14 protein-coding genes are annotated in these 23215 nt (G+C 60.3%); 6 read left to right on the top strand and 8 right to left on the bottom strand.

Annotated elements, in window-relative coordinates; translation table 11 throughout:
• The first annotated feature begins 219 nt into the window (after nucleotides 1–219).
• Nucleotides 220–2763 carry a dermonecrotic toxin domain-containing protein gene (locus QRN48_RS09290; RefSeq protein ID WP_285350198.1) on the top strand — a complete coding sequence of 848 codons (2544 nt, stop codon included), beginning with the start codon at nucleotides 220–222 and terminating at the stop codon, nucleotides 2761–2763.
• A 15-nt stretch (nucleotides 2764–2778) separates the two neighbouring features.
• Here the strand turns inward: QRN48_RS09290 and QRN48_RS09285 are convergent, their stop codons facing one another.
• Both QRN48_RS09285 and putA read right to left on the bottom strand, forming a co-directional pair.
• The gene (locus tag QRN48_RS09285; protein ID WP_285350196.1) at nucleotides 2779–4581 is read right to left on the bottom strand and encodes an acyl-CoA dehydrogenase; all 1803 of its coding nucleotides are present in this window, start codon (nucleotides 4579–4581) and stop codon (nucleotides 2779–2781) included.
• A 296-nt stretch (nucleotides 4582–4877) separates the two neighbouring features.
• Nucleotides 4878–8831: a trifunctional transcriptional regulator/proline dehydrogenase/L-glutamate gamma-semialdehyde dehydrogenase gene (putA, locus tag QRN48_RS09280; protein WP_037015965.1), complete on the bottom strand. Its 3954-nt coding sequence runs from the start codon at nucleotides 8829–8831 to the stop codon at nucleotides 4878–4880.
• Nucleotides 8832–9260: 429 nt separating this feature from the next.
• Here putA and putP point away from each other — a divergent pair, with 429 nt between their 5' ends.
• Nucleotides 9261–10745, top strand: coding sequence for a sodium/proline symporter PutP (putP, locus tag QRN48_RS09275; protein ID WP_285350194.1), 1485 nt, complete (start codon nucleotides 9261–9263; stop codon nucleotides 10743–10745).
• Between the two features lie 56 nt (nucleotides 10746–10801).
• Here putP and QRN48_RS09270 read toward each other — a convergent pair whose 3' ends face one another.
• Nucleotides 10802–11473 carry a polysaccharide lyase family 7 protein gene (locus tag QRN48_RS09270; protein WP_037015959.1) on the bottom strand — a complete coding sequence of 224 codons (672 nt, stop codon included), beginning with the start codon at nucleotides 11471–11473 and terminating at the stop codon, nucleotides 10802–10804.
• Between the two features lie 317 nt (nucleotides 11474–11790).
• Here QRN48_RS09270 and QRN48_RS09265 point away from each other — a divergent pair, with 317 nt between their 5' ends.
• From QRN48_RS09265 to QRN48_RS09255, 3 genes are read left to right on the top strand one after another with little or no spacing between them, the layout of a single operon-like run.
• Entirely contained in the window at nucleotides 11791–13932 is a 2142-nt protein-coding gene (locus QRN48_RS09265) for a putative bifunctional diguanylate cyclase/phosphodiesterase (RefSeq protein ID WP_037015957.1), read from the top strand.
• Between the two features lie 39 nt (nucleotides 13933–13971).
• Entirely contained in the window at nucleotides 13972–14490 is a 519-nt protein-coding gene (locus QRN48_RS09260; RefSeq protein WP_285350193.1) for a YgjP-like metallopeptidase domain-containing protein, read from the top strand.
• Between the two features lie 31 nt (nucleotides 14491–14521).
• The gene (locus QRN48_RS09255) at nucleotides 14522–14818 is read left to right on the top strand and encodes a winged helix-turn-helix domain-containing protein (RefSeq protein ID WP_037015953.1); all 297 of its coding nucleotides are present in this window, start codon (nucleotides 14522–14524) and stop codon (nucleotides 14816–14818) included.
• Between the two features lie 122 nt (nucleotides 14819–14940).
• Here the strand turns inward: QRN48_RS09255 and QRN48_RS09250 are convergent, their stop codons facing one another.
• The gene (locus QRN48_RS09250) at nucleotides 14941–15399 is read right to left on the bottom strand and encodes a GNAT family N-acetyltransferase (RefSeq protein WP_037017519.1); all 459 of its coding nucleotides are present in this window, start codon (nucleotides 15397–15399) and stop codon (nucleotides 14941–14943) included.
• Between the two features lie 205 nt (nucleotides 15400–15604).
• On the opposite strand from QRN48_RS09250, the gene QRN48_RS09245 reads away from it, so the two are divergent.
• Nucleotides 15605–16342 carry a substrate-binding periplasmic protein gene (locus QRN48_RS09245; protein ID WP_191942680.1) on the top strand — a complete coding sequence of 246 codons (738 nt, stop codon included), beginning with the start codon at nucleotides 15605–15607 and terminating at the stop codon, nucleotides 16340–16342.
• Here the strand turns inward: QRN48_RS09245 and yccS are convergent.
• The 4 genes from yccS to mdtD all read right to left on the bottom strand — a co-directional run bounded on the left by yccS (nucleotide 16323) and on the right by mdtD (nucleotide 23087).
• Entirely contained in the window at nucleotides 16323–18530 is a 2208-nt protein-coding gene (yccS, locus tag QRN48_RS09240) for a YccS family putative transporter (RefSeq protein ID WP_285350191.1), read from the bottom strand. The genes QRN48_RS09245 and yccS overlap by 20 nt on opposite strands.
• Nucleotides 18531–18847: 317 nt before the next feature.
• Entirely contained in the window at nucleotides 18848–20026 is a 1179-nt protein-coding gene (locus QRN48_RS09235; RefSeq protein WP_285350189.1) for a BaiN/RdsA family NAD(P)/FAD-dependent oxidoreductase, read from the bottom strand.
• Between the two features lie 152 nt (nucleotides 20027–20178).
• Complete coding sequence (gene dbpA, locus QRN48_RS09230; protein WP_191942682.1) at nucleotides 20179–21558, bottom strand: ATP-dependent RNA helicase DbpA; 1380 nt, start codon at nucleotides 21556–21558, stop codon at nucleotides 20179–20181.
• A gap of 86 nt (nucleotides 21559–21644) precedes the next feature.
• Entirely contained in the window at nucleotides 21645–23087 is a 1443-nt protein-coding gene (mdtD, locus tag QRN48_RS09225) for a multidrug transporter subunit MdtD (protein WP_052075326.1), read from the bottom strand.
• Nucleotides 23088–23215 lie beyond the last annotated feature (128 nt).

Below are 23215 nucleotides of genomic sequence, written 5' to 3'. Positions count from 1 at the left end.
AACCCGTTGAATTGGTTGGCTGTCAAAGCGTAATTCGTGATGGCGCGCTGTATGGCCCCGTGGTCAGGTTTGAACGGCGTTGCGCGATAGCACCTCAACTCCCTGCTGATCCCTTTCCAGGCGAGTCATCGACTTTCGGCCGTCATAAATATGTATGTCACATGGCGATTCGACTTCTGATCACGTCGGGCTTCCTTTCAGCCAGAAGCGATTCACGCCATGCAGGGTTCAAACACGGCAGTTGCCACATCCGATGAACGACAGCTCAAGCAAATAGCCAGGCGTTACGCCGCGGCATATCCCGACCTTCACGAGTTGGCCAGGTCCGCCGCACAACGCATCATCTTCAAACACACCGGTCAGCATCTCGATCCCGGTCAGGTGTACTGGCACCGTTTCTCGACGGCCAGCAGCAGTTCGCGGTCGTTCACGGGCTGGAGGCATGGTGGTAAGCCTGTCCAGTCGATGACCATGATCGAGTTACTGCTTCATCGTTTTGATGCCGCCGATCAGCAGTCTGTGGATGAACTTTCGCTTTACGGCGGTTTTTACACGGACGGGCCGACCCATGAGCGTTTTGATGAACGCAATGAGGTGCGCCTGTTACCGGCGGAGGTCCTCGAAGATTTCTGGGCGCTGGATTTCAGTGCAGGCTACCGGCGCCAGATGGACCGGTTCTGGGCGCAGCACAGTGATGACTTCTGCCTGCTCGCCAAAGCCAGTTTCCTCGCTCATGCGGGTGAAAGTGTCGGCCGGCACCGTCTTTCCCTGGCTGACTTCCATGTGCTGGGCCGCGCAATCACGCCAGACCCAGACCCATTACCAAGTCTTGCGCAGCTTCGCTCGCCATCGCTCCGCATGTTTTATCTGGAGTTGGGCGAGTTCAAGGCGCGGGACGTACTGCGCATCGCTGGTGAGGGCGGGCGGCAGATGATCTATCTCTGTGGGGATGAAGAGCCCTTCCGCTGTTTCGATACCCATCAACAGCTTTACGAATGGTTGAAAGGGCAGTTCCTTTCCCTGAGAACCCGTGTCGCCATCTGTGCCCGGTTCTTGCGTTCGCCGGATGACTGGCAAGCGCATCGCCAGGCGTTTCAGCGCGACGTAGCCCTGCTGCTAAGCCGGGAGCAATACCTTGACGGCCCGGCCCGGCTGGTCAATCGCAGTGCTGATCCCATCCCGGGTGATCCATTTGCTTATCTACGGGACATGGCCCGCAGGGACATGATGCAGGACGCCGACACCTTGTTGACCAGCAATGGCGACCTGCGCAAGCAGATCTGGCTCGGCTATTTGAACGCCTTCCTGTCAGTGTCCGGCAACCTCGCCGTCCTGGGTTGGCCGATGGCGCTGGCGGTGGTTGGTGCCAGCGCCATCGGCGTCGGCCTGAGTATCGATCTGGCCGCCAGTGGCAAAACCGCTGAGCAGCGCCGGGCGGGTGTGCAGGGTGCAATCAGTAGCGCCATCTATTTGCTGTTCAACTTGCCTTTGCTCAATCGAATGAGCGCGGATATCTGTGTGGCGGCGCCGCGAATCCGGCCACCGCTGGGCGAGTTGCCTGCCAACCCTCTGGCGGGCATGAGTGGGGATGTCGTGCTTGAGCCGGCAATTCCAGAGCTTGGGGAGGGGCGTTTTGAAGGGATTCACCGACTGGACAACGGCGAGATGTGGATATTGATCGGGGCCGAGGCGCATCGCGTCAGCTTCGATGAAAGCCTGGGCAGTTGGGTGGTTGTCGACCCAGGCAACCCGTTTGCTTTCAACGGCCGCTGTGGGGTGGCATACGACGCGCACGCTGGCTGGAAACGACTGTCACCCCTGCGTCTCGCCGGAGGATCGCCCATGGACGGTGCGATTGTCGCTGTTTCCCAGCCCCGATTTGTCACCGTGCAGTCCGCGTTCTGGGACCGCTTCATGCAGCTGAACCTGTTCGACGAAAAGCTCTACTCCGAGGCTGCAATGGCGCGTCAGGAGACCGTGGTCGAGGCCTTCCGAATGGACCCCTACGAAACCGTCACCACCGATTCCGAAGGTGAAGACGTTCACTTCGATGAATGGGGTGCCAAACACCGCGTGTTCCGCACCCATGACGGCGACCATTTCGCCGCCAGCATTACGCAATACACTCAGGAAGATGACGCCTACAACCAGTTCCTGCGCACAGGAGTGCCGAAGTATCCCGATCAGGTCGACATGCTCCAGCGGTTCGTGGATGACGTCGTCACCGTGGGCAGGAACAACGATGTCGCTCTATACCGCGGTGGCAGCGGGGCGCGCGGGACGTCCGGTGCGTTTTTCCGCACGGGCGATGTTCGGGCGGGCGATGTGCTCGTCACCACCGACATCACATCGTTCAGCGAAAACCCTTACATGGCGCGTACGTTCGCCAGCAATCAGGAGGGGATGCATGCCAGCGCGACGACGGCACCGATCCGCTTCGACGACACCAGCGTGGTGTTCGTGCTGCCGGAAAAGGACTACCTGAACGCTGTACCCGTTGCGCCTTTTTCGGCAAACCCGGAGGAGGCCGAGGCGATCTTTCTGCCGGGCCATTACTTCAGCATCGAAAGTATCGAGCAGGTGCTCGGTACGTTTTATCAGTTCATGAAAGTGCAGCTGCGCGAAATCGAGGGCCCAATAGAGGGACGCCAATTGCTGGATTTGCGCACCGGAGAGGCGTTCAGTCGCGCGCAATATGCAGCGCGGCTGGGCAGCAGCGCGCAGCAACTGACTGAACGTTTTTTTCCGACGCCGGCGTTTTAGCGGAACAACGATCGGTCAGAACCAGCTTTCCTGCATCGAAAGGCACGCGTCATCGCGTTTTTCGAGGATGGCCAGCTCATGGTGACAGCCCGGTACTTCCCACGTCAGGAAATAACGGGCCACCTGCAGTTTGCCTTTGTAGAAAGCAACGTCCGCCTCGCTGGTATTATCCAGACCCTCCTGGGCCCGAATCGCCTGCTCCAGCCAGCGCCAGCCGATGACCGTATGACCGAACGCTTTAAGGTAGAGAGCCGAGTTGGCCAGCGTGACATTGACCTTGCCCTGGCTCAGGTCGGTCAGCAAACCGAGGGTGACGGTTTGCAACCGGGCAACCAGTTGCTCAAGCGGCTGGCGCAAAGGGTCAAGCGCGTCATCCGCCTTGGCGCGCTCGCAGGTGCCGACAATCAGCCTCAGCAGGTGTTTGAGTCCGGCGCCGCCGTTCTGCGCCAGTTTGCGCCCCAGCAAGTCGAGTGACTGAATCCCGTGAGTGCCCTCATGGATAGGGTTCAGCCGATTGTCACGGTAGTACTGCTCGACGGGGTATTCACGCGTGTAGCCATGGCCTCCGAGCACCTGAATCGCCAGTTCGTTGGCCTTCAGGCAGAACTCCGACGGCCAGGATTTAACGATGGGCGTCAACAGATCAAGCAGTTCGTGAGCATGCTTACGCACGTCCTCGCTTGCGCCTGTCTGCGTGTCGTCGAACAGCCGGGCGGCGTACAGACCCAGATCGAAGGAGCCCTCGACGTACGCCTTTTGCATCAGCAGCATGCGTTTAACGTCGGCGTGCTGGATGATGGAAACGGGCGCACCGTCCGGCGCCTTGCTGTCGGGCAGCCGACCTTGCGGGCGTTCGCGTGCATATTCCAGTGAATACAGGTAGCCGGCGTAACCCAGCATGACCGCGCCCATGCCGACGCCGATGCGTGCCTCATTCATCATCTGGAACATGCAACTCAGGCCCTGATGCGGCTGACCTACCAGATAACCCACGCACTGCCCGTTGTCCCCGAAGTTCAACGCGGTAGAGGTGGTGCCGCGCCAGCCCATCTTGTGGAAAAGCCCTGCCAGCGCAACGTCGTTACGCGCGCCCAGGCTGCCGTCTTCATGAACCAGAAACTTCGGCACGATGAACAACGAGATACCCTTCACGCCCGGCGGCGCGTCAGGCAGTTTCGCCAGGACCAGATGGACAATGTTTTCGGAAAGCGGGTGATCGCCCCCTGAAATAAAAATCTTGTTGCCGCGCAGGCGGTAGGTGCCGTCTCCGGCAGGCTCGGCGCGGGTGCGAATGTCTGACAGCGAGGAGCCTGCGTGGGGCTCCGTCAAGGCCATGGTGCCGAAGAAACGACCCTCGATCATCGGCTGTAGAAAGCGCTGTTTTTGTTCGTCTGTGCCGAAGTTCTCGATAAGGTTCGCCGCGCCCATCGTCAGGAACGGATACGACGCCGTGGCGGCATTGGCGGACTGGAAATGCGCGAAGCACGCCTGAGACAACAAGGTAGGCAGCTGCATGCCGCCGACGTCGAAGTCACGCGCTGCGTTGAGAAAACCCGCTTCCAGGAAGGCATCGACGGCGGGCTTAACCTCAGGAATCAGGACCGCTGCGCCATTTTCAAAGCGAGGCTCGTTCTCATCATTTTTACGATTGTGTGGCGCGAAGTATTTCTCCGCGATGGTGCGTGCCGTGCTGATCGCCGCATCAAAGGTCTCCCGGCTGTGCTCGGCGAACCGCTCACGTTGTGTCAGCGCCTCGGCATCCAGCACTTCGTACAGCTCGAAAGCCAGATTTCGGGAACTGAGCAGCGTCTCGGACATGACGGCGTACCTTTTTTGGGTTGGCTTGGGCTTATGGGCCCGGTGCGTGATGTGCCGCCGAGTCTAGGGGGGAGGGATTGGGGTGAACAGGATGATTGATGCGCGTGATGGGCGTATCAAACGGTAAAAGCATGCTGGCCGCATCAGGTTCACGAACGCGCTTGCCCCCGAACGCTGCAAGTCATACCCGCTGGGGTTTTGACTTGGTTCACTCGCAGGCAAGCGCCTCTGCACTCGTACGCCTTTATCAGGTCGGCCCCCCGGCATTTTCAAAAACGCCGGGTTCACACTGCCGGTTATCCGATGGTCATCAGGCTTGCGTTGCCGCCTGCTGCTGCCGTGTTCACGCTCAGCGCGCGCTCGATCACCAGACGTTCCAGTGCAATGTTGGTCTCGCCTTTGGAAAGGCCATGCACGCCGATGATAGCGCCGCTGCGCTGGGCGACCTGTTGGCAGATCGCGCGCAGTTGGTCGGAATCCCCGTGATGCAGCACCGCATCGATCGCGACCTCGTCCTTATTCCAGTCGGCAACCAGTTTGAGACGTGCCTGCACCTCTTTAGGCAGACGGCTACGCAGCGATTTGCCCGGCTCTCCGTCCGGGATGATCGCCGTGCTGCCCACCGCCATGACTGCTGCCAGTTGCGCCAGCAGGTCCGTCTCGTCTTCGGCCAGACACAACACGTGTTCGCGCGGCAGGATGCTGTAGCTGTTGCGCTCGCCGGTCGGGCCCATGAGCATGCGTGTCACGCCACTCTGCGACTGTTCGGCGAACTGATTGCACAAGGCTTCCAGCTCATTGAGCTGGTGCTTGCCCGCCCACGCCTTGAGCGCGATCAACGGCTTGAGCATCGACTCCTGCATGCGAGTGTCCGGCACCTGTTGCGCATCCCGCGTCGCGAAAGACTTCTGCACGGCGTCGGCGGGGCGCGTTGACAGCAAACGGTAAAGGTACAGCGGGCCACCGGCTTTTGGCCCGGTGCCCGACAGCCCTTCGCCACCAAACGGCTGCACACCGACGACAGCACCCACGATGTTGCGGTTGACGTACATGTTGCCGGCGTTGACGTTGTCGATGACCTTGGCAATGGTCTCGTCGATGCGTGTATGCACGCCGAGTGTCAGGCCGTAACCCGACGCATTGATTTGCGCGATCAACTGGTCAAGCTCGCGGCGCTTGTAGCGCACGACGTGCAATACCGGGCCGAAGATTTCACGTTGCAGTTCGTCGAAGCTGTCGAGTTCGATCAGCGTCGGCATCACGTAGGTACCGCGCTTGATCTCGTCGCTGTCGGCAATGGCAACCTGATACACGTTGCGGCCTTTGTCACGCATGGCCTGAATGTGCTTCTCGATGCCGGCCTTGGCTTCCTGATCGATGACCGGGCCGATGTCTACCGACAGTCGCTCCGGGTTACCCAGACGGCTCTCGGCCATCGCGCCTTTGAGCATTTCAATGACGCGATCCGCAGAGTCTTCCTGCAAGCACAGGACGCGCAAGGCGGAGCAGCGCTGGCCGGCGCTGTCGAACGCAGACGACACGACGTCGATGACCACTTGCTCGGTGAGCGCCGAGGAGTCGACGATCATTGCGTTCTGGCCGCCAGTTTCGGCGATCAGCGGAATAGGGCGGCCCTGTGCATCAAGACGGCCAGCAACGTTGCGCTGCAGCAAACGGGCAACTTCGGTCGAACCGGTGAACATGACACCCTTGACGCGATCATCGCCAACCAACCGCGCGCCAACGGTTTCACCGCGGCCAGGGAGCAGTTGCACCACGCCTTCCGGAATGCCCGCTTCGAGTAGGATACGTACGGCCTGCGCGGCAATCAGTGGCGTCTGTTCGGCGGGTTTTGCGAGCACCGGGTTGCCGGCCGCCAGGGCCGCCGCGACCTGACCACTGAATATCGCCAACGGGAAGTTCCAAGGGCTGATGCACACTACAGGTCCCAGTGGACGGTGAGCGTCATTGCTGAAATCGTTGCGTGCCTGCACCGCGTAGTAGCGCAGGAAATCCACAGCCTCGCGCACTTCGGCGATGGCGTTGGCGAACGTCTTGCCGGCTTCGCGAGCCAGCAGGCCCATCAAGGGTTGTATCTCGGCTTCCATCAGGTCCGCGGCGCGCTCCAGGATCGCGGCACGTTCAGCCGGTGGCGTCGCTTGCCAGATCGGCCCGGCGCTGAGGGCGCTGAGCAGGGCGTTATCAACGTCTTCCAGGGTTGCTTCCTGGACGTGGCCGACGACGTCACGCAGATCCGACGGATTCAAGACCGGCGTTTCAGTGCCGGCGCTGACGGGGCAGCCCAGCATCGGACCGGCCTTCCAGGCGTTATGCGCCGTGGCGAGCAGTGCCGAAGACAGTGATGCCAGACGATGCTCGTTGGCCATGTCGATACCGGCCGAGTTAGCGCGCTCGGCGCCGTAAAGGTCGCGCGGCAATGGAATGCGCGGGTGTGGCAAGCCAAAACCGCCTTCCTGCGTTGCCATGCGCTCGATGCTGGACACCGGATCGGCTACCAGTTCCTGAATCGAGATTGACTGGTCCGCGATCCGATTGACGAAAGAGGTGTTGGCGCCGTTTTCCAGCAGTCGACGAACCAGATACGCCAGCAGCGTTTCATGGGTGCCGACAGGCGCGTACACGCGGCACGGTCGGTTCAACTTGCCGTCGGCGACTTTGCCTACGACCTGCTCGTACAGGGGTTCGCCCATGCCATGCAGGCACTGGAACTCGTACTGGCCGGGGTAATAGTTCTGCCCGGCGATGTGATAGATGGCGGCAAGCGTATGGGCGTTGTGCGTCGCAAATTGCGGATAGATGACTTCCGGCACGGACAGCAGTTTGCGGGCGCAGGCGACGTAGGAAACGTCGGTGTACACCTTGCGCGTGTAGACCGGGTAGCCTTCCAGTCCTTCAACCTGGGCGCGTTTGATCTCGCTGTCCCAGTAGGCCCCTTTCACCAGGCGGATCATCAGGCGGTGGCGACTGCGGCGCGCCAGGTCGATGACGTAATCGATCACGTATGGGCAACGCTTTTGGTAGGCCTGAATTACAAAGCCGATGCCGTTCCAGCCCGTCAGTTGCGGCTCGAAGCACAGGCGCTCAAGCAGGTCCAGCGACAGCTCAAGGCGATCGGCCTCTTCGGCATCGATATTCAGGCCGATGTCGTATTGCTTGGCCAGAAGCGTCAGCGACAGCAGGCGCGGGTACAGCTCGTCCATGACGCGCTCGTATTGCGCGCGGCTGTAGCGCGGGTGCAACGCGGACAACTTGATTGAGATACCGGGGCCTTCGTAGATGCCGCGGCCATGGGAGGCCTTGCCGATGGAGTGAATCGCCTGCTCGTAAGACGCCAGGTATTTCTGCGCGTCGTGCTCGGTCAGTGCCGCTTCGCCGAGCATGTCATAGGAATAGCGGAAGCCTTTTGCCTCAAACCTGCTGGCGTTGGCCAGCGCTTCGGCGATGGTTTCGCCGGTGACGAACTGCTCGCCCATCAGGCGCATGGCCATGTCCACGCCTTTGCGGATCATTGGCTCGCCGGATTTGCCGATGATGCGGCTCAGCGAGGAGGTCAGGCCGGCCTCGTTGTGAGTGCTGACGAGTTTGCCGGTCAGCAACAGGCCCCATGTGGCAGCGTTGACGAACAGCGACGGGCTGTTGCCCAGGTGCGGGTGCCAGTTGCCGGTGCTGATCTTGTCGCGGATCAAGGCGTCACGGGTGCCTTTGTCAGGTATGCGCAGCAAGGCCTCGGCGAGGCACATCAGCGCCACGCCTTCCTGCGAGGACAGCGAAAACTCCTGCAACAGCCCCTGGACGATGCCAGCGCGACCCCCGGCGCTTTTCTGATTGCGCAATTTTTCCGCTATAGAGGCGGCGAGCTTGTGTGTGGCGTCGGCCATTGGAGCAGGCAATCGTGCCTGCTCGATGAGCATGGGCACTACTTCAGGTTCAGGACGGCGGTAGGCCGAGGTGATTGCGGCGCGCAACACCGACTGAGGAAGAATACTCTCGGCGAATTCAAGGAATGCCTGATGGCCGACGTCAGCGGGCAGGTCGCCCTGATCATCGGCATCTTTGCCACCCAGACCGCTGAGTTCACTCAGGGTCGCACCGCCCTCGAGCTTCTCGAGATAGTTGAAGATCGCCTGCTTGATCAACCAATGGGGTGTACGGTCGATGGATTGAGCAGCCGATTTCAGTCGCTCGCGGGTAGGATCGTCGAGTTTGACGCCGAGGGTGGTGGTGGCCATTGCTAGTCCTCATGACAGCCACGGTCATGTGGCTTAACTGGGGCAAGATTAGCCTTGGCATCGCAAGGGTGCAACCGGGTGCAACCGGTTTTTTCAAAGTGTTTCGACCACTCTTGGGTGTAGCGCTTTTATCCGACCGGGCTGCGCCCTGTGCGGCATAAGCTCCCAGCCAGGATTCGGCTTCTTGCCGACAAATACCGGGCGTGGTGGCCTTTCAAACTTATTTGTAAAAAAGCCAGGTATTACCGGTTTTCGGGTTGCACCTGTTCTGGAATGTCCTCTAGGATGCGCCGCTTTGGTGCATTCAAGCGGGGTGCAAAGGCGTACTCCGCCTGCCCGCGACACACGCGAGCGGCTTTGCGCGAACCTGATGCCTCAGGGGAGTTTCGCATTGCTCGCGCTCATAAAAACAACACCGGGATATTACCCATGAGTGTCAGCAATCCAACCCTGATCACCTTCGTGATCTACATCGCCGCAATGGTCCTGATCGGGCTCATGGCCTATCGTTCCACCAATAATCTCTCGGACTACATCCTCGGCGGTCGCAGCCTTGGCAGCGTGGTCACGGCGCTCTCTGCGGGTGCTTCAGACATGAGCGGCTGGTTGCTCATGGGCCTGCCGGGTGCCATCTACATGTCGGGGCTGTCGGAAAGCTGGATCGCCATCGGCCTCATCATCGGCGCCTACCTCAACTGGCTATTCGTTGCCGGTCGCCTGCGAGTGCAGACCGAGCACAACGGCGATGCGCTGACCCTCCCGGACTACTTTTCCAGTCGTTTCGAAGACCACAGCGGCTTGCTGCGGGTGATCTCCGCTATCGTCATTCTGGTGTTTTTCACGATCTATTGCGCTTCCGGCATTGTCGCCGGCGCACGGCTCTTCGAAAGCACATTTGGCATGTCCTACGAGACGGCTTTGTGGGCAGGCGCGGCGGCGACCATTGCCTACACCTTCATTGGTGGGTTTCTGGCGGTCAGCTGGACCGATACCGTGCAAGCGACGCTGATGATTTTTGCGCTGATCCTGACGCCGATCATCGTGCTGTTGGCAACAGGCGGAGTCGACACGACATTCATGGCGATTGAAGCTCAGGATCCGAGCAACTTCGACATGCTCAAGAACACCACCTTCATTGGCGTCATCTCGCTGATGGGCTGGGGCCTGGGCTACTTTGGCCAACCGCATATCCTGGCACGCTTCATGGCGGCTGATTCGGTCAAGTCGATTGCCAAGGCCCGTCGCATTTCCATGACCTGGATGATCCTTTGCCTGGGGGGCACTGTTGCCGTGGGCTTCTTCGGGATCGCGTATTTTTCGGCGCACCCGGAAGTCGCGGGTCCTGTCACCGAAAACCACGAACGTGTCTTCATTGAGCTGGCCAAAATCCTGTTCAACCCATGGGTCGCCGGTGTGCTGCTGTCGGCCATTCTTGCGGCCGTCATGAGCACCCTGAGCTGTCAATTGCTGGTCTGTTCCAGCGCGTTGACCGAAGACTTCTACAAGGCGTTCCTGCGCAAGAGCGCATCGCAAACCGAGCTGGTGTGGGTGGGGCGAGCGATGGTTCTGCTGGTGGCGCTGATTGCTATCGCCCTGGCCGCCAATCCGGAGAACCGCGTGCTTGGGCTGGTCAGCTACGCGTGGGCCGGCTTTGGCGCAGCGTTCGGTCCGGTGGTGCTGATCTCGGTGATCTGGAAAGGCATGACCCGCAACGGCGCGCTGGCAGGGATTCTAGTGGGCGCGATCACGGTAGTGGTGTGGAAGCACTTTGAACTGCTGGGTCTGTACGAAATTATCCCGGGCTTCATCTTTGCGAGCATTGCCATTGTGATATTCAGCGCTGTCGGCAGAGGGCCGACGCCGGGCATGTTGACGCGCTTTGAAGCAGCAGAAAAGGAATACAGGGCGGCGTAATCGCTGCTTTGTACAAGCGCCCGAGCAACGCGAATGCTCGGGCGCTCCAGCCCACATCAGCTCTTGTTGTGGTCAGCGTCCAGGTTGAAGAACATCGTCTTGCCGCCCTCGCTGGTATACCCGGTGTTGTCCTGGGTGTAGACCCCAGCCTTGAAATACAGCTGCTGCTTGCTCCAGGTGGCGCTGATGCGGTCGTTCCAGGCCATCCCGTGAGCCGTCACGCTGAGCAGTCCGGCTTTGTTCAGGTGGATGACGTAGTTGAAGGTTTCGTTCAGGGCCACGTTTTCAGCAACGGTGATCACCCGAGGCTTCTTGTCGTTGGGGTGGTAGCGGACCTTGGCAACGATGTTGCCCATGTGCGTCGCTTCCTTGTATTGGTACTCAACCTTCAACAGCGGCTGGGTGCTGTCATAAACGTGGATCTGACCGATGACCACCTTGCCGGACGACGGCACTTGCAGCACCTTGAGCTTGGCGTTGAGGAAGTTATCGGCGTCCTGGTAGTACCAGTTATGCAGCGTGCCGTTGGACCAGGTTTCACGCAGTTCGGTACGTGGATATTTCGCGTTGGCGGTCTTCGTTCCGGTTACCGGCGCCCAGAACGTAATATTCGATGCGCCTGACTTGAAGTATTTGCCGTCGTACCCGTTAAGCAGTTGTTGCGTTTCGACAGTGGCGGGGGGCGAGCCCACGGGAATGCTCAGATTCCAGGTTCCCAAATCAATCATGTCTAGTCGTCCGGTATGTCTCATTGCCAGCAAAAAGGCTGGCGCAAAAGGGTGAAAGGGGCGCTGTTTATACGATTCGCCGCTGCGTTTGTTAATGCGAATCTGTCGGATGGTTGACGTCAAAGTGCCGCTAATTGGGCTGCAGCGTAGGTCTGACCTGAGTTCGAGAGGCCTGACCGTTAGTCGGCTGAACGGCACTTTCTCGGCAAGGGCGTACTCGCTTCCTTCTTTTTTTCTCAATCGAAGCTAGAGTAATGGCCTACCAGAACATCGGCGGGGACACTCCCCGGGCAGTAAAGTGAATGATGAGTAGCAGCATGGAATGCGTGCAGTCCCCGCCATCAAGTGGCAAATCAGTATTGTTGGTCGTCGACGATTACCCGGAAAATCTGGTGACCATGTGCGCTGTACTTCAGCGTCAGGACAGGGAAATCATCACCGCCAGCGGAGGCATGGAAGCGCTGAGCATTTTGCTGGACCGGGATGTTGATCTGGTACTGCTCGACGTCCAGATGCCGGACATGGACGGCTTTGAAGTGGCCCGCCTCATGCGCGGCAGCCAGCGAACACGGTTGACGCCGATCATCTTTCTCACCGCCAACGAACAATCCCGTGACTCAGTGCACAGGGGCTACGCCAGTGGCGCAGTCGATTACCTGTTCAAGCCGTTCGATCCCAATATTCTCAGGCCCAAGGTCCAGGCGCTTCTGGAGCAGCAGCACAACAGGCGTGCGCTGCAAAAGCTGAGTCGCGAACTGGAGTCGGCGCGTGCGTTCAACGCATCGGTACTGGCGAACGTCGCTGAAGGCATCCTTGTGGTGACGGAGGACGGCATCATCAGTTTCGCCAACCCGGCAATCTGCCGCCTGCTGGGCATGACTGACGGTGAATTGCGCGGCACCGAGCTGCGTACTTACCTTCAAGAACCCAGCGTAGGTGAATGGACCGATTCCGGGTTCTACCACCACTACCGCCGTGCCGACACTTACCGCGTACACGACGCTGTGATGCGCACGCCGGAGGGGCGCCAGGTGCCGGTCGCGCTGTCCTGCGCGCCACTGCCCGCCGAGCAGCGCGCCATGGTGCTGAGCGTGCTCGACATGTCGGTGGTGCGTGACCTTTATCGTCAGCTCGAGCACCAGGCCGTGACGGACTCCCTGACCGGCCTGCTGAACCGGCGCGGCTTCTATCAGACCGTCGAAGGGATGCTGCTGCGCAACGAACATGCGGGCAAGTATCTGGTGGTGCTGTACCTGGACCTCGACGGCTTCAAGGAAGTAAATGATTCCCTCGGCCACGACGCCGGCGATCAAGTGCTGCAGTGGGTGGGCGCGCAGCTGAAAGACTGCCTGCGCCCTTACGACGTGCTTGCTCGCATGGGTGGCGACGAGTTTGTGGTGGTCATCGACGGACTGGACTTCCCCGAACACGCCGCCAAAGTCGCCGAAAAACTCATCGAGCGGGTGTCTACGCGGCGCATGGTTGACGGTGTAGAGGCGACGCTGGGTGCAAGCATTGGCATTGCCGTTTACCCCGACTGCGGCACCAATCTGGACGGTTTGTTGCGCGCGGCCGACATTGCGATGTACGAAGCCAAGCGGGCGGGACGCCAGCAATACCGATTCTTTGACCAGTACATGAACGGCCGCGCGCGGTCGCGCCTGATGCTTGAAGAAAGCGTTCGTACCGCGATCGACGGTAAAGACTTTTCGATGGTCTACCAGCCGCAAGTCAATGTGGTCACCGGAAAAACCCGAGGCTTCGAGGCCCTGCTGCGCTGGCATCATCCAGACGCGGGCGACGTGCCGTCTGGCGTGTTCATCCCGCTGCTGGAAGAGACGCGCCTGATCAACAAACTGGGCAGCTGGATTTTCGAGCAGGGTGCGGCGCAGCGCAAACGCTGGGGCGATGTGTTTCCCGACGATCTGGTCATGAGTGTGAGCGTAAGCCCTGCGCAATTCAGCCTGCCCAACCTTGCGGCCGAATTACAGCGAGCGATGCAGCTGCATGGTCTGCAACCGCGGCAGCTGGAAGTGGAGATCACCGAACCATCGCTGGTTCACAATCTGGTCCACAGCCGCCAGCAATTGCAGAACCTGCACAACATCGGCGTGCGCGTATCGCTGGATGACTTTGGCGCCGGCGACAGTTCGCTTGCTCACCTGCGCAACCTCGATCTGGACACCCTCAAACTCGACCGACACTTCATTGGCGGCATGCTCGGGTCGCCCAGGGATCTTGCCGTTGCACGCAGCATTATCGATCTCTGCCGCATGCTGGACATCGACGTGATCGCCGAAGGGGTTGAAACCGTCGAGCAGTACGAATGGCTCGTCGACAACGGCTGTCAGATTATTCAGGGATTTCTGATTGCCCATCCGATGCCGCCGCTCGAAGCCGAGCGTTTCGTGCAGCCCGTGGAATTGCCAGTCGCATTACAGCTGCTGGGGCAGGACTGACGCGGTAGACTCCTGCCTTTTCCACGACCTGATCCGATCATGACCGTCACGCTTCCCATTGAGCTCAAATACCTGCAGGCCTATCCCGAAGGCTTGCAGGATCAGGTGCGCCAGCTGATTGCGCAGAATCGACTTGCCGATTACCTGCAGCAGCGCTACCCGGAGCGCCATGAGGTGCAGAGCGACAAGGCGCTTTACGCCTATGCGCTGGCGCTCAAGCAAACGTATCTGCGCAATGCCCCGAACATCGATAAAGTCGTGTTCGACAACCGTCTGGACCTGACCCATCGAGCGTTGGGGCTGCACACCACGGTGTCGCGGGTGCAGGGCGGCAAGCTCAAGGCGAAGAAGGAAATCCGCGTGGCGGCGTTGTTCAAGGAAGCTGCACCGCAATTTCTGAAAATGATCGTGGTTCACGAACTCGCACATTTCAAAGAGGCAGAGCACAACAAGGCTTTTTATCAACTGTGCGAGCACATGCAGCCGGGCTACCACCAGTTGGAATTCGACCTGCGTATCTACCTGACCTGGCGTGACATGCAGACCGCCTTGCGCTGAGCGGCGCATCACCACATTCAAGGAAGTCTCGATGGACGTCAGCAAGACCAAAAGCAGTTTTTACCGCCGTCTGTACGTGGCTTATCTGATCGACAGTCAAACGGCCAGCAGTGTTCCGGCGCTCACTGAGATCACCGGCATGCCACGTCGCACGGCGCAGGACACCATCGCTGCGCTGGCAGATCTGGACATTGTCTGTGAGTTCGAGCAACAGGACGGCGGCCGCAACCATGCAGGCGGCTACCGGATTCGTGACTGGGGTGCGATCGAGCCAGCGTGGATCGAGCGCAATCTAAAGTCCATCAAGACTGTGCTGGGGTATCCCTGACGACGCATGGTGACTAAGAAGCTTCCCGGCTAAAGCCGGTCCCACGGGTTGCGAGCTCGGCTAAAGCGGTCCCACGGGTTAAGAGCTCGGCTGAAGCCGGTTATGCCATCTGACTCCCCGGCTCAATCAAGATCGCGGCGCATGCTGATGTGCGGTATGCCGTCTTCGACATAAATCTCGCCTACCGGATTGAAGCCATAGCGGCTGTAGTAACCCTGCAAGTGCGCCTGGGCCGAAAGAAATATCGGCTGGTCCGGCCATTGACGCTCGGCATGTTCCAGCGCCTGCACCATCAGCTCGTGCCCCATGCCCTTGTTGCGCATTGACGGGGCAGTCACGACTCGGCCAATGGTCACGTCGCCGTTCTGCTGAATGGGGTCCAGCAACCGCAGATAAGCGACCAGTTGATCACCCTGCCACGCCATGAGATGGCAGGTATCGCCCAGTAAATCCTGGCCGTCGACGTCCAGGTACCAGCACTTCTGCTCCACCACGAACACCTGCGCCCTGAGCTGCAAAATGGCGTACAGCTGCTCTTTTCCAAGCTCGGTATGGTGTTTGCAAATCCAGTTGATAGACATGACGCCGGCCTGCGAGAAGAAGTGGATGCCGGATACTAAACGCATAACGTCGCCAGCCCAAGTTCACCGCGCGCAGCGCCGGATGTGTTGCGTTGATCCGTACGTCATTTAGTTGAACGCCGGCACAAAACATCCTGCTTTTATGAGTTGTGAAAACGGCAAAAGGCGTCTTCACTGAAGGCCAGTTGCCATAAGGAAGCTGAGCATGTCGCGTTTGCTGTGCGCCGCAGTGCTGCTGGGATTGCTGCTGATAGCCCAAGGCGCAGTCGCGCAAACGCTACGTCTGGCTGGCGATGCGTGGGCGCCTTATGCCGATGTCTCGCTGCTGCACGACGGGCTCTCCACTGACCTGATTCGCACTGCGCTGGGTCGCGCCGGTTATGACACCGAGTACGAGCAGGTCCCGTGGGCACGAGCGATTCACGGCCTGAGCGAGGGGCGATACGACATCGTGATCAACGCCTGGTACAGCGAGGACCGAACGCGGATTGGCGTGTTCTCCGCGCCCTATCTGATCAATCACCTGCGCTTTCTGAGGCGCAAAGACTCCACCATCGTTTACCAGACCCTGTCACAGCTGCACCGGCATTCCATTGCGGTCGTGCGCGGCTATGCCTATTCGCCGGAGTTTGACGCGGATGTCGAGCTGAAAAAGGTACCGGTTGCAAACTTCTCGACCGCCGTCAGGATGCTCGCTGCGGGGAGGGTCGAATTAACCGTGGAAGATGAGTACGCGGCGCGCTTCGCGCTGCTTCACGAGCCTGCCGAGGTCCGGGATAACGTTGAATTCCTGCCCAGGTCGCTGATCGAGAACAGCCTGCACATGCTGGTCAGCGTCAAGCTGGCGGCCCATCAGCAAATCGTTATGGACTTTGACAAGGCCATCGCCGAGATGAAGGCCGATGGCACCTACGACAAGATGATCAAGCTGCACGGCCTGTGATTTGCGGCTCACTGTCCGGTGCTTTGATCAGGTGCGCTGCCAGCGTACGCAGCGGGCCCAATTGTCGGCAGATCAGCGCCAGTTGGGTCTGCACCAACCGTTGGCCTTCGTCGATTTCTTCAGGCATCTGCTCCAGGCTGGTGGCCAGGGCTTCCTCGGCGTCGCTCTGTACCGCCACTGGCTCGCGCAGCATGAGGCTCTGCGCGATTTCATCAATGCTCGCGGCCAGGCTAGCGCCGGCGCCCTCAATGAGTTGCTCGCGCACCTCAGCAGGCAGTGGCGTCTCCCGATGCGCACCAAGCCCGGAGAGGTAGCTGAGCAACGTGTGTGAAAGCACCAGAAAGCGGAAGCCCACATCGGCTTCCTTTCGGAAGTGCCCGGGCTCCATGAGCATATTGGCGAGCGTGGTAGACAGCGCGGCATCAGCGTTGTGGGCATTGCGGCGGGCCAGACGATATGCCAGATCGTCGCTCTTGCCATTGGCGTATTGCTGCATGATCTGGCGCAGGTAAATGCTGTTGCACGACAGCGTGTTGGCCAGCACCTTGTTGAGTCGGCGGCCCTGCCAGTCGGGCAGGAACAGGAACACCGCCAGCCCTGCGATCAGACTGCCCAGCAAGGTGTCCAGCAAGCGCGGCAGGAATACGCCGTAACCGTCGCCGACCTGATTGAAGCAGAACAGGATCATCACCGTGATCGCCGCCGTCGACAGCGTGTAGCGCGTCGTGCGGTTGACGAAGAACACCACGCCGGCGAGTACCGCGCACATCGATTGCAGTACCGGGGTGCTAATCAGGTCGAAAAGTATCCAGCCGGCCGTCAGACCAATCGCTGTGCCTATGATCCGCTGGCCGAGTTTACGTCGCGTCGCGCCATAGCTCGGCTGGCAGACAAATACCGTGGTCAGGATGATCCAGTAACCCTGCGACGGGTGAATCAGGTGAACCATGATGTAGCCGATGACCAGCGCCAACGGCAGGCGCAGGGCATGGCGGAACAACAGCGAGGTGGGCGTCAGCTGCAGGCGCAGACGCGTCCAGACATCCTTGAGATTGCGCGGCGAGCGATCCAGCAGGCTGCTGTCAGTGGCGTCGGCCAGCGCGTCGGGATTGCTTGCATCGCTGAGCAGGCGGTCGAGGGTGCCGAGGTTGTTGGCCAGCGCACGCAGGGAACGCAGCAGCCCGCGCCACGCCGGATTGCTCTGGATGCGCAGATGCTCGAGGGAGGCGCGCAGATCGTCCAGGGCATGGGCGAAGCTGTCATCGTATATAAACGGCTGGCGCAGCTGGATGGAAGCGGACAGGTCGCGGCAGGCACGGCCCTGCTGGCGCAACAGACGCTGACAGCGGAACAGCACATCGCTGTGAAAGAATGCCTCGGCGAGGGAGTTGTAAGGGTAGTGCGACGAGCTGGCCCGCTCATGGATGTCCTGGGCAAGGAAGTACAGCTTCAAGTAGCGGCTGACCTTTGAGCCGGGCCGCCCGCTGCCCACGCGGTTTAGGATGATTTCCTTGGTCACGTTGAGCGCGCCGACAACCTTGCCGTTCTGTTTGGCAAGCTGCAGCCGCTTGGCTTCGACGTCCAGGGTACGAATGGGCTCGAACAGATCGGATTTGAGTTTGAGGTACAGACCGAGCTCGCGAAACAGCCGGGCCAGCGCCTGCTGCACCGGCTGATTGGAAAACAGCATTTGCCACAGCACTGAGAGCAACCCGTACCAGGCTGCGCCTGCGACGAGCAGCATGGGCTCGTGCCAGAAGTCGGTGACTTCGCCGCCGCGCTGATCGACGCCGATCATTGTGTAGACCGACAGAATGAGCGTCGCATAGGCAATCGCGCCGTAACGCTCGCCCAGCGCGCCGAGCATCGTCAGGCAGAACGCGGCGAAGGCAAACGCGCAGATGAACACCACGGGGTAGGGAAACAGCAGCTCCACCGACAACGCAGCAATGCTGAAGCACACCAGCGTTACGGCCAGCGCATTGAGGCGGCCTTGCCAGCTGTCGTCGGTTTCTGAAAGGGCGCTGGCGATAATCCCGAGGAAGAGCGGGATCAGCTGAGACATTTCGTTCTGGTACCAACACAGCGCCATGCTGCCGGTCAAGGCGATGAAAACCCGCACGCTGTAGGAAAACTTGTCCAGCGCCCAAAGGCGGCGGAATGTGTTGCGCAACGATGTCGATGCCATGAACGCTGACGGCCTTGTTCGCGATTGATGTGCTGAAGGATATGTACAGCGCCGGATGCTCGCTGTACATCCGGGTAGCAAGATTTATTCCGAAGCGGATACCGATACCTCAAGAGACGCCTTGACTCCAATGGTACCTCTTTGATTTGCGACACCGCGTTGTAGGAGCAATCGGAGGTCGGCGGTCGCGAACACGCAGGCTGGGGCGCTGAACATGTATTGCCTGTCCCGGCCTCTTCGCGACCGTCGTAACCTCCGATTGCTCCTACCGGAATTGTGTGCGGTTAAGCCGGTGTGAGCTCGCCCGCATGACCTGCTCAGGCGTACTGCGCTGCCGCAAACGCCGATGCCCACGCCCACTGGAAGTTGAAGCCTCCCAGATGGCCGCTGACATCCAGCACTTCTCCGATGAAATAAAGCCCGGGCGATTTCAGGGACTCCATGGTCTTGGATGACACTTCGCGGGTGTCGATGCCACCTAACGTCACCTCGGCCGTCCGGTACCCTTCGGTGCCAGCGGGCACGACTTGCCAGCTCGCTAGTTTGGCCGCGATGTCGGCCAGTTCGGCGTGGGTGTATTGCTTCATCGGCTTGGACACAAACCATTGCTCGGCAATCAGGGTGGCCATTTTCTTGGTAAAAATCTCGCCGAGCAGCGTCTTCAATTCGCTGTTCGGGCGTTCGGCCTGTTGTTCGGTCAACCAGCCGTGGGCGTCGTGGTCGGGCATCAGGTTGATTTCGACCGTGTCGCCGGGATGCCAGAAGGAGGAGATCTGCAAAATCGCCGGCCCGCTTAGCCCGCGATGGGTGAACAGGATGTTCTCGCGAAAGCTGGCGTCGTTGCAGCTCACCAGGCAATCAACCGACGTGCCGGTCAATTCGGTACACAGCTCTTTCAACTGATCGGTGATGGTGAACGGCACCAGCCCCGCCCGTGTGGGCAGAAGCGTGTGGCCGAACTGCTTGCCCACCTGATAGCCGAATCCGGTGGCGCCCAGCGTCGGGATCGACAGGCCGCCAGTGGCAACCACCAGCGACTCGCATCTGAGCTCACCAAGCGTTGTTTTCAGCAAGTACCCGCTTTCGGCTTTCTCGATGCTCTGCACCGAGGTGTCCATGTGCAGGCTCACGCCTGCGGCGTCGCACTCGCCCAGCAGCAGATCGAGGATGTCGCTGGATTTGTTGTCGCAGAACAACTGCCCGAGTTTCTTCTCGTGGTACAGCACGCCGTGTTTGCCGATCAGTTCGATGAAATCCCACTGGGTGTAACGGGCCAGCGCCGATTTGCAGAAATGCGGGTTCTGCGAAAGAAAGTTGGCGGGCTCGGTGTACATGTTGGTGAAGTTGCAGCGTCCCCCACCCGACATGAGGATCTTCTTGCCCGGCTTGTTGGCGTGATCAATCAGCATGACCTTGCGGCCGCGCCGGGCTGCGGTGAAAGCACACATTAAACCTGCGGCGCCGGCGCCAATGATCACAACGTCAGTAACGGGCAAAGCGGTGTCCTCGGGTGTAAATAATCCAGGGGGTGGTGGTAAACCTGTAGGAGCGCGCTTGCCCGCGATTGCGGTGTGTCAGGGGCATAAATGTCCTACTGAATCACCGCAATCGCGGGCAAGCGCGCTCCTGCAAAGAGGAGCTGCGGACCTTACAAAATCCGGACGCGCAGCGATTTGCCTTTGATCTTGCCGTTGTTCAAACGCTCCAGGGCCTGCTTGGCCATGCTGCGCTCAACAGCGACGTACGCCTGGAAGTCGAAGATCGCGATCTTGCCAACCTGCGTGCCGGGAATGCCTGCTTCGCCCGTCAGCGCGCCGAGAATATCGCCAGGGCGCAGTTTGTCCTTGCGGCCCGAGCCAATGCACAGCGTGGTCATCGGTGGCAGCAACTTGCCGCCTTCCTTGCGTTCCAGTTGGTCGTACTGCTGCCAGTTGAGCGGCGCTTTCTGCAACTCTTCAACCGCGCGGGCGCGCTGGCTTTCGCCGGGGGCGACGAGGCTGACGGCGATGCCCGTCTCACCCGCACGACCGGTACGGCCGACACGGTGGATATGGATCTCCGAGTCCCGCGCCAGCTCGACGTTGATGACCATGTCCAGCGCATCGATGTCCAGACCGCGCGCGGCGACGTCGGTGGCCACCAGCACGGAGGTGCTGCGGTTGGCGAACATGGCCAGCACCTGATCCCGGTCGCGCTGTTCGAGGTCGCCATGCAGGCCGACCGCTGACATGCCCTTGGCGGTCAGGTGATCGACCACTTCCTGCACTTGTTGCTTGGTGAAGCAGAACGCCACGCAGGACTGCGGACGGAAATGATCCAGCACCTTGACCACTGCTTCGAGGCGTTGCTCAGGGGCGATTTCGTAGAAGATCTGCTCGATCTGGCTGTCGGCGTGCAGTGCTTCGACTTTGACGGTTTGCGGATCGCGCATGAACTTGGAGGCCAACTGCTTGATGCCGACCGGGTAAGTGGCCGAGAACAACAGGGTCTGCCGACGCGTGGGGGTTTGCTCGATGATGTCGGCAATGGCGTCGTAGAAGCCCATGTCAAGCATGCGATCGGCTTCGTCCAGCACCAGCGTGTTCAAGCCGTCCAGTACCAGCGAGCCCTTACGCAGATGCTGCTGAATGCGTCCTGGCGTGCCAACGATGATGTGCGCGCCGTGCTCAAGCGAGGCGATCTGCGGGCCGAATGACACGCCGCCGCAGAGGGTCAGCACTTTGATGTTGTCTTCGGAACGCGCCAGGCGACGGATTTCCTTGGCCACCTGATCGGCCAGCTCACGGGTCGGGCAGAGCACCAATGCCTGGCAGCCGAAGTAGCGCGGGTTGACCGGATTGAGCAGGCCGATGCCGAATGCAGCGGTTTTGCCCGAGCCCGTCTTGGCCTGCGCGATCAGGTCCATCCCCTTGATAATCACCGGCAGGCTCTGCGCCTGAATCGGCGTCATCTCGGCATAACCAAGGGACTCCAGGTTAGCCAGCATGGCAGCGGAAAGGGGCAGTGAGTTAAAAGCGGTGTTAGTCACGGGACGGGCCTGCAAAACAAAATGTCGCGCAGTGTATCAGGTCGCAGCCCCTGCCTTGGGGCTGCGCGCGATAAATGGTGAGTGCATCACGCCTCGATCTCAGGCTCCGGTTGCGGCTTGCGCGCAGGCGCTTCGGGCGCCATTCGTGGCGACAGCTGCAAGAAAATCGACGCCGCCAGCATGGCCAGCACGCCGACGCACAGGAAGGTCAGCTGAAACGCGCCCAAGACGTCGCTGACTTCGCCCGTCGCCACGTCGTCGCTGAATCCACCCAGCAAGGCGGCCGCGCAGGCGACACCGAGACTCAGGGAGAGCTGCGCGACCACCGACAGCAGGCTGTTGCCGCTGGCGGCACTGGCATCGTCGAGATCGATCAGCGTCACTGCGTTCATCGCCGAGAACTGCAGCGAGTTGACCCCGCCCAGAAACGCCAGGTGAATCAGCAGAAGCCAGTAGGGCGTTTCGGCAGTCACCAGCGCCATGCTTGCCAGCAAGATACCCAGCAGCAAGGTGTTGCCGGTCAGCACGATGCGATAGCCCAGTCGCTCGATGGCTTTGGTCGCCAGCGGCTTGGCGAACATCGCTGCGAGGGCCAGCGGAATCATGCTCATGCCCGCATGCGAAGGCGAGTAACCCAGCGCGACTTGCAGCATCAGCGGCAGCAGAAAGGGCAGGGCGCCGCTGCCCAGTCGGGCAAACAGGTTGCCCATGATTCCCACCGCAAAACTGCGGGTTTTAAACAATTGAGCCGAGAACAGCGGTGCTTCCACGTGACTGGCGCGCAACCAGTACGCGGCGAGACACGCCATACCCCCGAACAGCAGCATCACCACCCGCAAGTGCGGCAGGTTCAGTTCGCCAAGGCCTTCCATTGCAATCGTGATCAGCACCATCGACGCGCCGAACAAGCCAAATCCCACCAGATCAAAACGCGTACGCCCGCCGCCCTGTAGGTCAGGGATGAATTTGCGCACGGCGAAGCAACCGAGAATCCCCACCGGAATGTTGATCAGGAAGATCCAGTGCCAGCTCAGGTACTCCACCAGCCAGCCGCCCACTGTCGGACCCATCAACGGGCCCAGCAACGCGGGCATGGTGATGAAACTGAGCGTGCGCACCAGCTCGGTCCGGGGATAAGCGCGCAACACGATGAGCCGCCCGACCGGCATCATCAATGCGCCGCCAAGGCCTTGAATCACCCGAGCGCCGACCAGCATGCCGAGGGAGTTGGACACCGCGCACAGCAACGAGCCGAAGCTGAACAGCAGGATGGCGCTGAAGAAGATGCGCTTGATCCCGAAACGGTCGGAAATCCAGCCCGATGCCGGAATCAGCAGGGCGATGGTCAGCATGTAAGCGATGATTACGGACTGCATGCGCAACGGATTTTCCGCCAGCGAGCCGGCCATGGAAGGCAGCGCAGTGTTGAGAATGGTGCCGTCGAGGCTTTGCATGAAAAAAGCGATGGCAATGACCCATGGCATCCAGCGCAGGGTGCGGGCGTCCAGCTGCGGTGTTGAGGTCGGCATGTGAATCGAGGGTCCTTATGGTTCGGGTGCTTGATCTGTTGTGGCTATCGCGTGCTGCCTGTTGGTCCGCCGGTGCCGCTCCCTGCGGCCGACCGTAGGAGCCGGCTTGCTGGCGAACGCGTCATGTC

The sequence above is a fragment of the Pseudomonas sp. ME-P-057 genome (genome assembly GCF_030208975.1).
GTDB lineage: Bacteria > Pseudomonadota > Gammaproteobacteria > Pseudomonadales > Pseudomonadaceae > Aquipseudomonas > Aquipseudomonas lutea.
The sequence above is the reverse complement of the archived record's forward strand: the minus strand, read 5'-3'. Positions and strand labels throughout refer to the sequence as shown.

Bases quoted from the DNA above. Each gene is read 5' to 3' on its own strand.
- QRN48_RS09250 (WP_037017519.1), bottom strand. From the start codon at position 15,399: ATGTCTATCAACTGGATTTGCAAACACCATACCGAGCTTGGAAAAGAG.
- putP (WP_285350194.1), top strand. From the start codon at position 9,261: ATGAGTGTCAGCAATCCAACCCTGATCACCTTCGTGATCTACATCGCC.
- putA (WP_037015965.1), bottom strand. From the start codon at position 8,831: ATGGCCACCACCACCCTCGGCGTCAAACTCGACGATCCTACCCGCGAG.
- QRN48_RS09245 (WP_191942680.1), top strand. From the start codon at position 15,605: ATGTCGCGTTTGCTGTGCGCCGCAGTGCTGCTGGGATTGCTGCTGATA.
- QRN48_RS09285 (WP_285350196.1), bottom strand. From the start codon at position 4,581: ATGTCCGAGACGCTGCTCAGTTCCCGAAATCTGGCTTTCGAGCTGTAC.
- yccS (WP_285350191.1), bottom strand. From the start codon at position 18,530: ATGGCATCGACATCGTTGCGCAACACATTCCGCCGCCTTTGGGCGCTG.
- mdtD (WP_052075326.1), bottom strand. From the start codon at position 23,087: ATGCCGACCTCAACACCGCAGCTGGACGCCCGCACCCTGCGCTGGATG.
- QRN48_RS09255 (WP_037015953.1), top strand. From the start codon at position 14,522: ATGGACGTCAGCAAGACCAAAAGCAGTTTTTACCGCCGTCTGTACGTG.
- QRN48_RS09290 (WP_285350198.1), top strand. From the start codon at position 220: ATGCAGGGTTCAAACACGGCAGTTGCCACATCCGATGAACGACAGCTC.
- QRN48_RS09260 (WP_285350193.1), top strand. From the start codon at position 13,972: ATGACCGTCACGCTTCCCATTGAGCTCAAATACCTGCAGGCCTATCCC.
- QRN48_RS09270 (WP_037015959.1), bottom strand. From the start codon at position 11,473: ATGATTGATTTGGGAACCTGGAATCTGAGCATTCCCGTGGGCTCGCCC.
- QRN48_RS09265 (WP_037015957.1), top strand. From the start codon at position 11,791: ATGGAATGCGTGCAGTCCCCGCCATCAAGTGGCAAATCAGTATTGTTG.